This window comes from Oceanobacillus zhaokaii (assembly GCF_003352005.1).
Classification (GTDB): Bacteria; Bacillota; Bacilli; order Bacillales; family Amphibacillaceae; genus Oceanobacillus; species Oceanobacillus zhaokaii.
On sequence record NZ_CP024848.1, the window covers coordinates 1,990,293 to 2,005,325 of the forward strand.

The 15,033-nt window shown below is 35.2% G+C and carries 16 protein-coding genes and 1 pseudogene; 12 read left to right on the plus strand and 5 right to left on the minus strand.

Annotated elements, in window-relative coordinates:
• The first annotated feature begins 113 nt into the window (after positions 1-113).
• From CUC15_RS10080 to CUC15_RS10100, 5 genes are all read left to right on the plus strand, one after another.
• Positions 114-245, plus strand: a complete 132-nt coding sequence (locus CUC15_RS10080; RefSeq protein WP_114916541.1) for a Fe3+ hydroxamate ABC transporter substrate-binding protein — start codon at positions 114-116, stop codon at positions 243-245.
• A gap of 417 nt (positions 246-662) precedes the next feature.
• Positions 663-1,253, plus strand: coding sequence for a TetR/AcrR family transcriptional regulator (locus CUC15_RS10085; RefSeq protein ID WP_114916542.1), 591 nt, complete (start codon positions 663-665; stop codon positions 1,251-1,253).
• 67 nt (positions 1,254-1,320) lie between these two features.
• Complete coding sequence (locus CUC15_RS10090; RefSeq protein WP_114916543.1) at positions 1,321-2,685, plus strand: MFS transporter; 1,365 nt, start codon at positions 1,321-1,323, stop codon at positions 2,683-2,685.
• 303 nt (positions 2,686-2,988) lie between these two features.
• Complete coding sequence (locus CUC15_RS10095) at positions 2,989-3,525, plus strand: HXXEE domain-containing protein (RefSeq protein WP_114916544.1); 537 nt, start codon at positions 2,989-2,991, stop codon at positions 3,523-3,525.
• A 96-nt stretch (positions 3,526-3,621) separates the two neighbouring features.
• Positions 3,622-3,867 (plus strand): hypothetical protein, encoded by a 246-nt coding sequence (locus tag CUC15_RS10100; RefSeq protein WP_114916545.1) that lies wholly within the window; start codon positions 3,622-3,624, stop codon positions 3,865-3,867.
• Positions 3,868-4,051: 184 nt separating this feature from the next.
• Here CUC15_RS10100 and CUC15_RS10105 read toward each other — a convergent pair.
• A protein-coding gene (locus CUC15_RS10105) for an IS3 family transposase (protein ID WP_114915762.1) occupies positions 4,052-5,412 on the minus strand; the annotation gives its coding sequence in 2 pieces (ribosomal slippage) (positions 4,052-4,941 and positions 4,941-5,412; 1,362 coding nt in all).
• A gap of 213 nt (positions 5,413-5,625) precedes the next feature.
• On the opposite strand from CUC15_RS10105, the gene CUC15_RS10110 reads away from it, so the two are divergent.
• Together CUC15_RS10110 and CUC15_RS10115 are read left to right on the plus strand one after the other, a co-directional pair.
• Positions 5,626-5,820 carry a hypothetical protein gene (locus CUC15_RS10110; protein WP_162800295.1) on the plus strand — a complete coding sequence of 65 codons (195 nt, stop codon included), beginning with the start codon at positions 5,626-5,628 and terminating at the stop codon, positions 5,818-5,820.
• A complete protein-coding gene (locus CUC15_RS10115) occupies positions 5,817-6,107 on the plus strand; it encodes an immunoglobulin-like domain-containing protein (RefSeq protein ID WP_114916547.1) in 291 nt (96 codons plus the stop codon). Before CUC15_RS10110 ends, CUC15_RS10115 begins: the two co-directional genes overlap by 4 nt.
• A gap of 205 nt (positions 6,108-6,312) precedes the next feature.
• Here the strand turns inward: CUC15_RS10115 and CUC15_RS10120 are convergent, their stop codons facing one another.
• Positions 6,313-7,536, minus strand: a complete 1,224-nt coding sequence (locus tag CUC15_RS10120) for an IS110 family RNA-guided transposase (protein WP_114916548.1) — start codon at positions 7,534-7,536, stop codon at positions 6,313-6,315.
• A 560-nt stretch (positions 7,537-8,096) separates the two neighbouring features.
• On the opposite strand from CUC15_RS10120, the gene CUC15_RS20470 reads away from it, so the two are divergent.
• The gene (locus CUC15_RS20470; RefSeq protein WP_242985984.1) at positions 8,097-8,369 is read left to right on the plus strand and encodes a GNAT family N-acetyltransferase; all 273 of its coding nucleotides are present in this window, start codon (positions 8,097-8,099) and stop codon (positions 8,367-8,369) included.
• A 153-nt stretch (positions 8,370-8,522) separates the two neighbouring features.
• Here the strand turns inward: CUC15_RS20470 and CUC15_RS10130 are convergent.
• Positions 8,523-9,198: pseudogene (locus tag CUC15_RS10130) on the minus strand (DsbA family protein).
• Between the two features lie 178 nt (positions 9,199-9,376).
• Here CUC15_RS10130 and CUC15_RS10135 point away from each other — a divergent pair.
• Together CUC15_RS10135 and CUC15_RS10140 are read left to right on the plus strand one after the other, a co-directional pair.
• Entirely contained in the window at positions 9,377-9,697 is a 321-nt protein-coding gene (locus tag CUC15_RS10135) for an ArsR/SmtB family transcription factor (RefSeq protein ID WP_114916549.1), read from the plus strand.
• 13 nt (positions 9,698-9,710) lie between these two features.
• On the plus strand, positions 9,711-12,374 hold the full coding sequence (locus CUC15_RS10140; protein WP_114916550.1) for a heavy metal translocating P-type ATPase: 2,664 nt from the start codon (positions 9,711-9,713) through the stop codon (positions 12,372-12,374).
• Between the two features lie 109 nt (positions 12,375-12,483).
• On the opposite strand, the gene CUC15_RS10145 is transcribed toward CUC15_RS10140, so the two are convergent.
• Entirely contained in the window at positions 12,484-12,741 is a 258-nt protein-coding gene (locus CUC15_RS10145) for an integrase (RefSeq protein WP_114916551.1), read from the minus strand.
• Between the two features lie 245 nt (positions 12,742-12,986).
• Here CUC15_RS10145 and CUC15_RS10150 point away from each other — a divergent pair, with 245 nt between their 5' ends.
• Both CUC15_RS10150 and CUC15_RS10160 read left to right on the plus strand, forming a co-directional pair.
• Positions 12,987-13,259, plus strand: coding sequence for a DUF2277 domain-containing protein (locus tag CUC15_RS10150; RefSeq protein ID WP_114916552.1), 273 nt, complete (start codon positions 12,987-12,989; stop codon positions 13,257-13,259).
• A 760-nt stretch (positions 13,260-14,019) separates the two neighbouring features.
• Positions 14,020-14,436, plus strand: coding sequence for a VOC family protein (locus tag CUC15_RS10160; RefSeq protein WP_114916554.1), 417 nt, complete (start codon positions 14,020-14,022; stop codon positions 14,434-14,436).
• A 204-nt stretch (positions 14,437-14,640) separates the two neighbouring features.
• Here CUC15_RS10160 and CUC15_RS10165 read toward each other — a convergent pair whose 3' ends face one another.
• Positions 14,641-14,919, minus strand: coding sequence for a GNAT family N-acetyltransferase (locus tag CUC15_RS10165; RefSeq protein WP_114918431.1), 279 nt, complete (start codon positions 14,917-14,919; stop codon positions 14,641-14,643).
• Positions 14,920-15,033: the final 114 nt, after the last annotated feature.

A 15,033-nucleotide genomic window follows, 5' to 3' on the forward strand; every position in this document is an offset into this window, starting at 1 on the left:
GAAGAGGAGATCAAACGGCAGCTATTGTGCTAAAGGGGCTGGTTAGTTTAAGTGTGTTGTTTTACTTGTGTTCGAATCGAACCAATTTCTAAAAAAAACAGAGGGGTGTTCGAATGTTCAAACGCACGTTATATTGTTCTAATTGCAATCGAGAAGTTCAGGACGGAGAAGAAATCTATGCGAAGGTGAAGGCTCCGAAGAACACGATTATGGTCGAAATTAAAGCCTATCTGAAAAGAAAGTAAAATTTTTTGTACGGATTGTATGGATAAGAAGAAATGATGGTTACTGCAAACGGGCAAGATTGTTGATTAAGCATCACTTTTCTTCTTCAACTATTGGGTGCGTTAATTCAAGAAGGATAACGCTATTTTACGTAGAAGTTATTGTACTAAAGGGGCAGTTTAGTGGAAGAGTCCTGTTTGATTTTTGTTCAGCAATTGGGCCAGATTGTTGAGTAACATTTTAACTTTATTGATCCCCGGAGCGCGGTGGCGATGCCGGCTCTAGTATCATCCCGAAATGAGATTTACCGTATAAATTACGATGATCTTTCTTGTTTTTGTAAATTAAAACAAGATGCGGATTGACATATTTTTTAAAATAGAATATATTAATGTCAGTCAGTACTGACATTCTTAGAAGGGATTGAACTAGGAGTCATGACTTCAAACCGAAAACAGTATACAACAGAAAAAATCATTACTGCCGCGATAGACCTTTTTTCTAAAAATGGATATAACGGGGTTACAACAGAGGAAATTGCAAAGGAAGCTGGCTTCAGTGAAAAAACGCTATTTAGACATTTTCAAAGTAAGCAAAACTTATTAGAGCAAGCAATTGACCGATATCATTATGCTGAGGAAATGCGTGCCATTTTTGATAGTAAGCTCACCTGGAACCTCATGGAAGATTTACTGTTAATTAGCCAGAATTATCATAGAATCATGCATCGGAACCGAAAAATGCTCCGAATCATTATGAAAGTAGGGGAAAATATTCCTGGCTTGCACGAGTATTCACACAGACACCCTCATGCATTAAAAGAATTTTTAACTAACTATTTTGCAGAAATGAAAAATAGAAAAAAATTGGTCCCCTTTGATCCGGAGAAAATTGCGATTACCTTTCTCTATATGAATTATGGATTAGCACATGGAAGAATGAACGAAGACCCTGCGTTTACTGATGAAAGATTCGCGAAATTAATTGAAGAAAGTGTTGCGTTATTTACTAGGGGATTAACTCCCTAGTATGTTCTTCACTCCAAAATGTCAGTCAGTACAGACTTTCTTGTGATCAACAAAGGAGGAATGTATTATGGGAAACATGATAAAAAAGCAAGCGAGTGAAAAGTTATTAATTATTATGATGCTTACGGTTACTTTTTCGTCTATGAGTATATTACTCTTCAATTTTGTACTTCCCCTCATTAGCGAAGAATTTCAGCTCACAAACTCTCAAGTAAGCTGGGTTACTTCGGCCTATACCCTTATATATGGGATTGGAACAGCGACTTATGGAAAATTAGCAGATCGGTATAAACTGAAAAATTTATTAACCTTTGGTTTAATTCTTTTTAGCTTTGCGTCATTACTAGGTTTCTTTTCTACATCTTATTGGCTTTTGCTTGTTGCGAGATGTTTACAAGCAGCTGGCGCGGCGACGATTCCGGCAACAGCGACACTTATTCCGATACGATATTTTCCTATTGAACAAAGAGGTACAGCGATGGGAACGGTTTTTGTAGGAACCGCTTTAGGTAGTGCACTTGGACCTGTTATTTCTGCATTAGTTGTCAGTGTTGTGGATTGGCGTTGGCTTTTCTGTATCCCTCTATTCCTTCTTTTGACGTTGCCATTTTTCTTGAAATATTTAGGAGATGAGCGAGGAGCTGATACGAGTCTTGATTGGTTAGGCGGAGCATTACTAGCCTTAACAGTTGCCCAAGTTTTATTAGGTGTAACGAACGGCGCAGGTTGGTTTATTGGGGGGATTGTTGCTTCGATTTTATTCATCATTCGAATTCACTCTACGAAGCATCCTTTTGTTCAACCCAAGTTATTTAAGGACAAAAAATATTCAACTTATTTAGTGTTAGCGTTTTTAATAACAGGAATTGGTTATTCACTATTTTTTCTTACACCTTTATTTCTAGCAGATGTACAAAAACTCCCTGCAAGCTTGATTGGATTCGCGATGGTACCCGCTGCTGTTACATCGGCTATATTGAATAGACAAGGTGGAAAGCTTGCGGATTCAAAAGGCACACCCAATTTATTCTTTCTTGCATCAAGTTTATTAATAGTATGCTTTTTCCTGCTTTCAACTTTAATTGGTTCGAATGCTTTGTACATGGCGCTATTTCTAATCTTCGGCAATGTCGGCCAATCGTTTATGATGATTGTCATGTCTAAATCGATCTCTACAACATTGCCAAAGGAGCATGCAGGTGTTGGAATGGGCCTGCTAATGATGCAAAATTTCATTTCAGGCTCTATTGCAATGGGGATATACGGGAGAGCCGTTGATATTGAAGCAAGTAGTTCGTGGAATCCATTTCTTCAGTCATCGAATGGTACTATATACAGTAACATTTTCCTTGTATTGGGAATCTTACATGTTGTTATTTTGATTGTTTACAAGTTAAAGGTGCATAAAAAATATAAAATCCTTAATGATTAATTTCCCACAATTGATTCTGGCATATGCATATTGAAAAGAAAGGAATTGGAGGGACAAAGTTACGTTCATTTAAATGAAAAAGCAAGAAAAGTACAGTTAGTAATTAGAGACAGACTCTCAGGTATTTCCTTAGACTTGTTAAAATAACTGGTGCAAGAGTGAAAACAAGGCGATCATTAAAACGATCGTCTTTTCTTTAGTAAATATTTTTGAATATTATGTTAATATTGAAAATGAAGGTATTCAACTAACGTCGCAGCTGAGTATTAGAAAAGGAAAAAATAAATGAATGGGGGAGAGGTTATGGAACAATGGCTTAATGTCCAAACACTTATTTGGCTATTTCCAATTGTATTTGTTCTTCATGATTTGGAAGAAATTATCATGGTTGAAAGGTGGATGGATAAGAATTCAGATGTTATTCATGAAAAGTTGTCAAAAAAAATTGCCAATAAGGTTATCAAACAATTTTCAATGTCAACAGCACAATTCTCGGTAGCTGTATTAGTTATTTTTGTATTTGTCAGCAGTTCAACTTATATGGCAAGTCAATATATTACTCATGGTCCACTCGGCAATATTTATCTATTTACAATTATGATAATGGTTTTCTTTCTACATGTATTTACCCATATCGGTCAGTCTATTCTTCTTCAGTCTATTACACCTGGTGTCATAACATCAATAGTTATTGTTTTTCCTTACAGCATAATATTGTTTAATTCCTTATTTGAAAGTCAAGTTATAACTTGGAATACTATATATGTCAGCCTACCTTTTATTGTTTTAATCTTTCCCGTTTTGTTTTTTGCTCATTGGATAGGAAAAAAGGTGATATAAAATTGTTTGTGCTTATAGTATAAACTGGTGCAATAATTTCTTATAGTTGCTATATGGTTAGAATAGATATTAAGATGAAAAAAGGAGGTTTTATCCGTGAAAAAGAAGTTATTTTGGTTTCCTTTATTAGCATCATTATTATCGATAGGGATTTTATATACAATCGGAAACATATTTGAAATTTCATTTTTGAGTTGGAATTTTTATAAAGAAAATCCATCCGAAGGGGTAATATTTGAAACAGGCGGTTCGGTTATCCCTGTTATAATTGGTTTAATCCTTGGTTTTATTACAGAACTTATACTCAAAAGTAAACATAAAAGAAACTCTCACTTGGTATAATACCAAGTTTTTTTATACACTTTTTAACAACTCAACAGTCGAGTTTGCTTACTGAAATGATTCTAAGATAGCCCTTTTTAAAAGAAGGATTTTGAAGAAATACACTTTAAACTAACTAGTGCAAGAGTGAAACAAGGCGATTATCAAAATGAAGTGACCCCAAGAAGTTAGACAGGTTATTTTATTAGGCAGCTTGATGGGCATGGGTTCGATATTGTATCGGGCTCATGCCCTTTAGTTTTGCCTTAATCCGTTTATTATTATAGTAATCCATATATTTTTTAAGTTCTTGTTTAAAATGATCAATACTCTTAAATTCACTTAAATAAAGAAACTCAGACTTCATAATTCCAAAGAAATTCTCGATTACGGCATTGTCGTAACAGTTGCCCTTACGGGACATGCTTTGTGTAATGCCTTGTTCTTTTAAGGCGTGACGATATTGTTTCATTTGGTAATGCCAGCCTTGATCAGAGTGGATGATTAGGTTCTCATCGCCTGTTAAGCGTTCAAATGACTGGTTTAACATATCTGAAACAAGGGAGTAAGTTGGTCTGGAACCAATGGTATATGTGATGATTTCACCATTAAATAAATCTAGAATTGGAGATAGATAGAGTTTCTCTCCAAATAGTTTAAATTCTGTAATGTCAGTTACCCACTTCTCATTAGGTTTTTCAGCAGTAAAATTACGCTCTAAAATATTCGGGGCTATTTTACCCACTTTTCCTTTATAGGAACGATATTTCTTTATTCTTACGAGAGAAACTAATCCTAATTCCTTCATAATTCGTTGGACTTTCTTATGGTTTACTTGATATCCACGGTTTCTTAGTTCATCACGAATACGTCGATATCCATAACGTCCCTTATGTTCATCATAAATAGATTGAATTAACGTTTTAAGTTCAATATCTGGATCTGGATTTGCAGATTTCTTAATCCAGTAATAAAAAGTACTCCTCTTTATCTCAGCTATATGGAGAAGGATATCTAATGCAAATTCTTTCCTCAGTTCATTAACTACTAACGCTTTTTCTTTAGTTTTGATTTTTCTCTCTCCTGAACTAAGGATTGGAGCTTTTTTAGATATGCATTCTCCGCTCGTAAATACTCTAATTCCGACTGTAAATCCTCAATAGAATCTTTTGTAGGTATAGGTTTCTTTCGTACATTCTGGTCTTCATTTTTCATAGAAGGACGCCCCTTTTTCTTCGCATTTAGGGCATCTGCTCCTTTTGTTTCGTAGGCAACTTTCCATTTTCGAAGTGTTTCAGGAGATGGAATATTAAAAATTGCCGCCGTTTCCCTGATAGACGTCCCTTGTACGTTCATGTAGCTAAGTACGTCTAGTTTATACTCTACAGAGTAGGTTGTATAGTTTTTTCGAAATACATTCTCACCAAAAAGTTCATACTGTTTAATCCACTGGTGAAGGTTACTATGATGTACACCAATAGACCGAGCAATATCTAAACCACTTTCGCCTCCATCTAAATATCGCTTTACTGCTTGTAGTTTTTCTTTAGAAGAAAATTTAACCATAAAAAACTGCACCCCAATTGTTATTTTTGTCTAACAATTGGGGTGCAGTTCAAAACAATCGTCTTTTTCTTTAGTAATTATTTTTTGAACTTTTTGTTAATACTAAAAATGAAATTATTCAACTAAAGGGGCAGTTTAGTGAAAGAAAAGAATGGTTCTTTCAGAGGTGAGAACAAATTCTTTTTATTAATAATCTTATTGGAGGCTAAGATAATGAAGTTAAGGAATATTCTTGTTTCCTTGATAGGAATAACAATGTTTATTTCTGCTTGTTCGAACAATGTAACCGATTCAGGAGCTGATTCTTTAGAAAGGGAATCTGAGTATGGAGATTTGCCGAACAAATTAAATGAAGAACAAACAATAATTGAAGTAACTACCGATAAAAAGAATATTCAACGCAAGTGAATGAACTAATTTTAAAAATAGAGAATACTGGCACAACAACTGTTGGTTTTGGAGAACCTCTCTATATAGAAAAGTTAACAAGTGGAACGTGGTATCAAATTCCGTATAGAAATCTCGCATTCGCAGACATTAGCTTAGGAATAGAACCTAATTCGGATTATGAACAGGCAGTACCGCTTGAACATTTGGACTATCAATTGACAGAAGGAAACTATCGAATCATTAAAGTCTTCAATGTAAACGAAGACGAATCTGTTCTTGGAGCTGAATTTGAAATTAAGGAATAATAGTTTTGATGATTTTTTGTTGCATTAACTGGTGCAAGAGTTGAAGTTGAAATGAACAGCAGCTATTTCTTACTTATTGTACTACCATGAAAATTAACTTCTGAAATATTGATAAAAAGGCAACACTAAATAAGACGCAGCTCTTTCATTTTAAAAAAGGGGAGAGCGCCCGATTCCAAGATCTATTGAAGTTGAATGGGTCAGTTTAAGACGCTTCTGGTTCCACAATTGAAACTGTGTATCCTAGACTTTCCAGTCTTCGAAGTGAATGCCGAACAATTGATTGTTGTTTTTGTTTATCAAAGTAATCTTCACCTAAGTCTACGTACATTTCTTTACGCGTTAGTAAATAATAAGAGATACGTAGAATGGCATGTGCAACTACGATTCCTGCACGTTTTTTACCTTTTCGTGCAGCAGTTCGCCGATAAAGTGCGCCAAGATAGTTTTTAGATCCTCTTACAGAATGGGCTGCTTCAATTAAAGCTGATTTCAAGTATTTGTTTCCATTTTTAGTTTTTGAAGATTTCCGTTTTCCAGCACTTTCGTTATTTCCAGGAACTAATCCTGCCCATGAGCACATTTGAGATGCGCTAGGAAATTGGTTCTTAATATCTGTTCCAAGTTCTGCAAGCATTTGTTCAGCCATTCTTGTCGCAATGCCTGGAATGGAATCTAAACACTCTACATCTTCTTGATAGATACTCACCCTATTGGCTACCTCTTGATCTAACATATCGATTTGTTCCGTTAGGAAGTCAATATGAGTTAATATAGTCTTAATCATCAGTCGTTGATGATCACTAATATAACCTTGAAGTGCGAGTTTAAGTTCGTCCTTTTTCATTCTCATAGTTCGTCTCGCAAAGTTTGCTAGTTTTTCAGGATCATTTTCGCCATCGGCGATGGCATGAAGCATATCACGAGCTGATACTCCCATAATATCGGAAACAACAGAGCCAAGCTTTATATTTGCTCCTTCCAATACTTTTTGAATCCGATTATGTTGTCTAGCGCGCTCTTCAATGATACTTCGACGATAACGAACAAGTTCACGCAACTCTCGTTGATTTCTGTCTGGGATGAAACTAGCTCTGAGTAATCCGTGACGAAGTAGTTTGGCAATCCATTCGGCATCTTTCACATCAGTTTTACGTCCAGGGACAGATTTAATATGTTGGGCATTCACAACTAGAAACTCAACGTCTTCTGCTTCTAGTAAGTTGACAATAGGTTTCCAGTAGACACTTGTACTTTCCATTGCCACATGGGTACACCTATGCTTCTTAACCCAGTCAACCAACTGAATCAGGAATAACGTTTTAGTTGAAAATGTTTCAATCTCCTTTCCTTCTGGAGTGATGATACATGCAGTAATGTTGTCCTTATGGACATCCATACCACAGGCTCTTTCAATGATTACATCCATTGAAAACACCCTTTCTACGGCATATATTATTGGAGGCTGGTGCAACAACCAGAAAAGGATTAATCTACCATGAGTGCTTCCCGTAAGGGAGCGACAGTCTGTGATGCACCGTGGTCGAAGGAGTCAGACTAACGGAAGGGCTCTAACGCACCATAGTTCATCGACCTTCCTCATCCAGCCGTAGAATCAGTATCGCCAAACTAAATCCATTTTCATTCTCTGTGGTGTAGCGCTGGTCTTGCGCTACATGTATGACTAACGGGTGCTTTAACATAACAGGGATCGTCAATATGGCGGTCTTTTTTAAGTAACGGCAGGTTAGTAGAAGAGTAAATATGTTATATGAAAATGATTTATTGTAAGGAGGAATTAGTAGTGAAAAATATAGTTCGGTTATTATCAGAAAAAAAATTTAGAAGAAGCATCAGTCATTTTTACTAAGGTTTTTAGTTCGAATCCTTGGAACGAACCTTGGAGTTTTAATACATCTTATAAACGATTGTTAGATAAGTAATACTCCTGGTTATATAGGGATAGGTTATTTTAATTCTAATAATCAAATGACTGGTTTTTTAGTTGGTTATGTAGAACAATGGGGGGATAGATCAAACTTTTACATAAATGAAATCTGCGTATTAACTAATGTTCAAACTAATGGAATTGGTACGAGTTTATTAAAATATTTAAGAGATATCCTTACACAGAAAAACGTTGAAACGGCATATTTATCAACTGAGAGAGGCGAAGGTAAACCAGAGGTGTTTTTTAGAAAGAATGGATATGTAACAAATGAATCCAGAGTTTTATTGACAATGACCATTTCTGAATTTTAGTTCTTTAAATCCCTATAGAAGTTGCTCTTAAACCTTTAAAAATATTATATATATTAGCCCCGTCCTAAGTTAGAAGGGGGCTATGATTGCAACGACTGAAACTAGCCAAGCCACATAAAGTGAAAGCTGTCGAATATCTATTTTATTCATATCCTATTTTTCCTCTAATGCCTTTTCGATAGCATTTTTTATTGCCTCATAATCAAATGGATCCTCTATCATCGTTTCATTTACCATTATAGTTGGTGTAAGTTGTACTTCGAATTCTGTTACCATTTCTGTATCTTTATTTACTTCGTCTATTTCAGAATTGCTTTCAATGTCTGATTAATTTATCTGTATCAATACCTGACACACCACTAGCTACTTCAAGTATCTTTTCAATTGTAACCCAACTGCTGTCATGGTTCTCACTTGGTTGTTCCTTAAAGAGTGCGTTATGAAATTCCCAATATGAATCAGGGTTTTGTTTATATACAGATTCTGCAGCTAATGACGCTAACTCTGATTCTTCACCGTGAAATAAAACATTAATAAATGAAAATTTAACCTTCCCTGTATCAACATAATCACTTACTAATTGTGGGTAAATATTTTCTCCCCATGCTTTACATGAAGGACACTTAAAATCACCAAATTCGACTACGGTTACAGGGGCATCTGAATCACCTAATTTAGGTTGTCCACCAATTGGTGGTTGTTTATCAAATGTGATTTCTTCGTTTGATTCAGCATTATTTTTATTGATAACGACCAAAGCAATTACTAAAGCCACTATAACTAATGTGATAAGTCCAACAAATTTAAATGGTGAATTATTACTTTTCATCAAAACACCTACCTATTCTTATGTAAATTTCATTTTACCATCAAACTTTTAAATATAAATGATAAATAAAGATTGTTCTAATAATTCTAACAAATATAAATTTGACACACATATTAGTAATTGCTAATATGATAATATCAAACATATTAGTGATTTCTAATATAAGGGTGGTTATCACATGAAAAAAGTTGATATTGATACAAAGGTGAAGTTCTTGCATGGCTTTTCAAATAAAACGAGAATTCAAATACTCGAAAGTATTAAAGAAGAGGAAAAAACAGTATCCCAAATTGTTGATGACCTAAACGGCAATCAATCAAACATATCGCAGCATCTGGCGTGCTTAAAAGGCTGTGGGCTTATTGTAGGGAGACAAGATGGCAAATATGTATATTACCGTGTGCGTAATCAACTGGTACGTGATTTATTAACCATGTTCGATGTAGTGCTTGAAGATGTTGAAAATAATATTGCTTGTTGTGAAAACCATATAGATTAATGGGGTGGAATGAATGGTAGATAAGTGCTGCGGTAGTCCTAATGAAGAATTGAAAACTATTGAAGATAATAAAGGTTGTTGCAATAGTAATGGCGAAAAGGCTGCAACAAAAGAGGAGAACAGTTGTTGCAGCAGTCAAAATTCATTTCAGGGAATAGCAATTACTGAAACAAATTCATCTTGTTGTAGTAACCAACCTAAGAATGTAAATGGCAATACTATTAACGATTGTTGTAGCTATGAACCAAAGAAAGATTTAGAGATAAAGTCTTGTAACAGTAGCAAAGAAGATGATAACAGCTTTAAGACATCAAGTTGTTGTAGTAATGAAATTAAGGAAATACCTAACATTAAAGCGACATCTGTTAAGGGTGAAAAGGTCGAATATCGAATACACGGGATGGATTGTCCTTCTTGTGCTCTAACGATAGAAAAAGGTTTAAATAACTTAATTGACATTCAAGAGGTAAAGGTAAATTACAATACTGCGAAATTGCAGATCATCGGAAGCAACGCATTGTCTCTTGACAGTATAGAAAGTGAAGTTCAAAAGCTCGGCTATATTGCTGAACCAATACAAAATAGAAATGTTAGGTCTTACGATGTTGTAGGAATGGACTGCAGTAGTTGTGCTAAAAGTATTGAAAATCATTTAAATACGATTCCAACAGTTAATACAGTTACTGTTAATTTTTCAACTGGAAAAATGAAAGTGGAGCATGAAAATAGTGTAGATGATATTGTCTCCGAAGTATCTAAACTCGGTTATAACGCTTCACTAATTACTAATAGCAATAAAGCTACAGATACTTCGAAAAACAAAGAAGGATATGGTTTAATTACCTTCTCTGGTGTTTTAATTGCACTTGGTTTTATTGGTTCTTATAATGGTGTATCTTTATTAATCACCAGCATTCTATATGCTATTGCTATCGTTATAAGTGGCTATAAACCTGTAAAAAGTGCCTATTATGCTATAAAAAGTCGTTCGTTAGACATGAATGTTCTAATGTCCGCAGCAGCAATTGGAGCTGCATTGATTGGAGAATGGTTTGAAGGTGCAACCGTAGTATGGTTATTTGCTCTGGGTAATGCCTTGCAAAATAGATCCATTGAAAAAACTAGAAAATCTATCCGTAATCTAATGGATTTAGCACCATCCGAAGCATGGATTAAAGTTGGTTCAGAATTAGTTAAAAAACCAGTAGAAGAAGTATCAATTGGCCAGATTGTTGTTATTAAACCCGGTGATCTAATCCCATTAGACGGTGAAGTCATCCAGGGCGAAACTAGCGTTAATCAGGCACCTATCACTGGGGAGTCAATCCCAGTCGATAAATTAATCGGAGATACTGTATATGCAGGAACAATTAATGAAAGTGGTTCTATTGAAATCAGAGTCATCAAGTTAGTCGAAGATACGACAATAGCCAAAATCATTCATTTAGTTGAGGAGGCACAAGAGCAAAAGGCTCCAACTCAAGCATTTATTGATAAGTTTGCCAGTATCTATACACCAATTGTTTTCGTTTTAGCATTAGTTGTAATTGTTCTGCCTCCACTTTTAGGGTTTGGTACTTGGGGAGAATGGGTTTATAAAGGTCTTGCATTATTAGTAGTTGCCTGTCCTTGTGCATTGGTTATATCTACTCCTGTTGCAATTGTTTCTGCTATCGGAAACGCTGCTAAAAATGGTGTCTTAATAAAGGGTGGAACCTTTCTTGAAAAAGCAGGTGCTATTAATGCGATAGCGTTTGATAAAACAGGTACATTAACAGAAGGAAAATCAAAAGTTTCCGGTGTTGAAGCGTTAACTACTTCAGAAAACGAATTAATATCACTAGCGTTAACATTAGAAGATTACTCCACACACCCAATCGCAAAAACGATTGTTGAATATGCGAAAGATAAGGGAATTCAGGCAAAAAACGGAGAGTTATTTAAAAATATAGTCGGTAAGGGTGTTCAAGCAACTGTCAATGGAGAAGTTCATTATGCTGGTAATCTAAAACTGTTTGAAGATCTGGAAATATCTTTAGCTGATGTAAGGTCTAAGGTAGAAGAGATACGAAGTCAAGGGAAAACAGTAGTGATTATCGGTACTCAACAGGAAATCATGGGGATTATCTCTGTATCCGATACTATTCGCTCTACTACAGTAAAAGCATTAAATGGACTGAAACAAGTTGGTGTAAATCAACTTGTCATGTTAACTGGTGATAATAAAGGTACGGCCAAAATGATATCAAGTGAAACGAATGTCAATCGTTATTTTGCAGAACTATTGCCAGAAGACAAAGTAGATGCGATTAAACAATTACAAAGTGAAGGTCACAAGGTAGCCATGGTTGGCGATGGAATAAACGATGCACCTGCACTTGCAACTGCAGATTTAGGGATTGCAATGGGTGGCGTAGGAACGGATACGGCAATGGAGACTGCCGATATTGTTTTAATGGCGGATAATCTGGAAAAATTACCACATACCATTAAACTAAGTAGAAAAGCATTAGCGATTATCAAGCAAAATATCTGGTTTTCGTTAATTGTAAAATTTATAGCATTAGTCCTCATATTTCCGGGATGGCTGACACTTTGGATGGCTGTGCTTAGCGATACAGGTGCTGCTATTATCGTAATTTTAAATGCCCTACGACTTTTAAAAGTGAAGGGGTAAGTTTTAGGTAAGCTGTTCGATTATGGATTGAATAGCTTACCTAATCAGTGAGGAATTTTGGAATGCGTTTGCCGACTTTTGGTTCCTTAATTTTGCTGGCAGGATTACTCTAGGTGATACCTTCCTCGTGGGACCATCGAAAAAAAAGGATCGGATAAATCTTATCCGATGAGATAGGCTTTAAGTCTTTACTTGATTGAGCTAAATATTCTTTTAGTTGCGGCGTTGTAATATCATTCATTTTGACAATTTTTAAATAGTTAACTAATAACTTTGCTTGAAGTCGATAAGTATTTAAAGTTTGAGATGAAAATCCCTCGATTCTCTTATCTGCCTCATAAGATCTAGCAGCTTCTGATAATAACAAATAGAATCACTCCCCAATTAGTTTTAAAACAAGCATATCCAAATGGCTGAATAAAATAATTATTTGAATATTTATTGGGTGAACTGATGGAATTCAATGTTAAAATTGTAATATGCTATAAAGCTAACGGGGCAGGTTAGTGGAACAAGGAATGTTATGATAATATCAAAGTGTCCTACATAATAAAATAATAGAATCAATGTATATGGACTTATGGTTAGAACGAAAACAAATAGGAGAATCTTATGTGCAGAAACATTAGAACATTATATAATTTTGATCCACCAGCTACCAATGAAGAGATTTATGCGGCTTCTCTACAGTTCGTCAAAAAGATAACAGGCTATAACAAACCATCAAAGATTAACGAAGAGGCATTTAATCAAGCAATCAATGAAATAGCTAAAGTCACAAGTAATTTATTGAAAACGTTGGAGACCAGTGCGGAGCCTCGTAATCGAGAGGTAGAATCTGAGCGTGCGCGCATTAGATCAGCTAAAAGATTTGGAACGAGATAATTAGAACTAAAGAAAAGAGATTAAGAAATTGATTTACCTTTATGTGTGATCTTCATCAGTCGGTTGCATTGATCGAATAAGGATTAATGCACTTTTTTGTTGAAGTTATTAAACTACCATGAAAGAACGAATTTTTCTTGCATTTCGGTGCAATCAATTCATAAAAGTCTTTGTGAACACCTTTTGAACCAGTTGGAAGGACTTTGAGTTCTTTCGCTAACTGGTGAAATGGAATTTGGAGAAAACAATACAAAGATAAAGAAGACCTGTCCAGCCACCACTACATTTAATGAAAAAAATAATCCAAGTGAGTTGAAGATAAAAGGAACAAGCCGATCAAAAGTATTGATCTATTCTGGAGTTCCTATTAGGGAAGATTTGTTATGGGTGGACCATTTATAGCGAAAACGGAGCCAGGAATCAGAGAGGCTTTTCAAGACTTTCAAGATAATAAATTTGGACCACCTGCTGTAAGAGAGTAAACCAATATACAAAAACCAAATCTAAAAAAAATACTTGAGTTAAATTAAAGGTGACTTTGATCAAAATAAGTCGCCTCTTTAAATTCCATAACCAGTATTGGGATAGTTTACACTTAAACTCTCTGGTGCATTTTCAGAATAAGAAATACGCTTATTCTATGTAATAGGTTATTTAATGAATAAAGTACTTAAAGAAAAGTGGAATATTTAGCGACATTCAATGAAAAACTTAAATGACATGGCTTTCTTGCCAGTAATTTTCACAGGAGGTAATAAAAATGGCATTCACATCCAAAAATATCTTTATCAATTTATCTGTAAAAGACGTGAATAAGTCCACCAATTTTTTCAAGGAGCTTGGTTTTGAGTTCAACCCACAATTCTCAGATGAGACCACATCTTGTATGATCATCAGTGAGAATATCTTTGCTATGATAATGATTGAGGAACGTTTCAAAGGATTTAGTAAGAAGGAAATTGTGGATACTACTACTTCTGCCGAAGCAATTCTCAGCTTTTCAGCTGAAAGTAGGGATCAAGTGGATAAGATAGTAAATAAGGCATTGTCATCTGGTGGTAAATCTTTTAGTGAGCCTCAAGATCATGGGTTTATGTATATAAGGGGGTTTCAGGATTTAGACGGTCATTTATGGGAAGTTGCTTATATCGATGAAAGTGCAATTAATCAAGAATAAACTTTAAGGATTAAAGTCATCCAGTATAATATTCTAAGGGATGATGCCTTTTGAACTAAAGGGGCAGGTTAGTTCAACAAGGTATTCCAATCTTTGGGATATTTTTTAGGAATAGCCCAAAAGGAATATACTCCTTTTGGGCTTTGAAGGTAGTTTATCTAATATGGTTAAATAGGCTATCAAATTTCTTCACTAATTTAGTATTCACTTTTCACCAACTGCTAATACCCAGTCATTACAACGTATGAAACTACCAATGGGATATTCAAAATCACATTCACCAATAAGCGAGAAACCGAGCTTGCGACAAATTACATAAGAAGCGGGGTTGGTGATTTTTGGGAAAGCGTGAATGAAACTATGCTTCTTTTCAGAATTAATATTAGCAATGGCTGTAGCTGTTGCATTTGTCGCTATCCCTTTGCCTTGATATGCAGCTAAAACACTCCAACCTATCTCATAAACAGGTTCTCCTTGCCAAATCGTATCACTCTAATGATGAAAGTGTTATGAGTTCACTTACCACAGAGTTTTATGAAGATGCTGAGGCTCAACTGGAAGAGTCGCGAGAATATGAAGTTGCTTTCTTACTTAAGG

Excerpts from the sequence above, each read along its gene's own strand:
- CUC15_RS10120 (WP_114916548.1), bottom strand. The coding sequence starts at position 7,536 with ATGGATGTAATCATTGAAAGAGCCTGTGGTATGGATGTCCATAAGGAC.
- CUC15_RS10135 (WP_114916549.1), top strand. The coding sequence starts at position 9,377 with ATGAAAAAAGTTGATATTGATACAAAGGTGAAGTTCTTGCATGGCTTT.
- CUC15_RS10110 (WP_162800295.1), top strand. The coding sequence starts at position 5,626 with ATGAAGTTAAGGAATATTCTTGTTTCCTTGATAGGAATAACAATGTTT.
- CUC15_RS10090 (WP_114916543.1), top strand. The coding sequence starts at position 1,321 with ATGGGAAACATGATAAAAAAGCAAGCGAGTGAAAAGTTATTAATTATT.
- CUC15_RS10080 (WP_114916541.1), top strand. The coding sequence starts at position 114 with ATGTTCAAACGCACGTTATATTGTTCTAATTGCAATCGAGAAGTTCAG.
- CUC15_RS10160 (WP_114916554.1), top strand. The coding sequence starts at position 14,020 with ATGGCATTCACATCCAAAAATATCTTTATCAATTTATCTGTAAAAGAC.
- CUC15_RS10095 (WP_114916544.1), top strand. The coding sequence starts at position 2,989 with ATGGAACAATGGCTTAATGTCCAAACACTTATTTGGCTATTTCCAATT.
- CUC15_RS20470 (WP_242985984.1), top strand. The coding sequence starts at position 8,097 with ATGACTGGTTTTTTAGTTGGTTATGTAGAACAATGGGGGGATAGATCA.
- CUC15_RS10085 (WP_114916542.1), top strand. The coding sequence starts at position 663 with ATGACTTCAAACCGAAAACAGTATACAACAGAAAAAATCATTACTGCC.
- CUC15_RS10150 (WP_114916552.1), top strand. The coding sequence starts at position 12,987 with ATGTGCAGAAACATTAGAACATTATATAATTTTGATCCACCAGCTACC.
- CUC15_RS10140 (WP_114916550.1), top strand. The coding sequence starts at position 9,711 with ATGGTAGATAAGTGCTGCGGTAGTCCTAATGAAGAATTGAAAACTATT.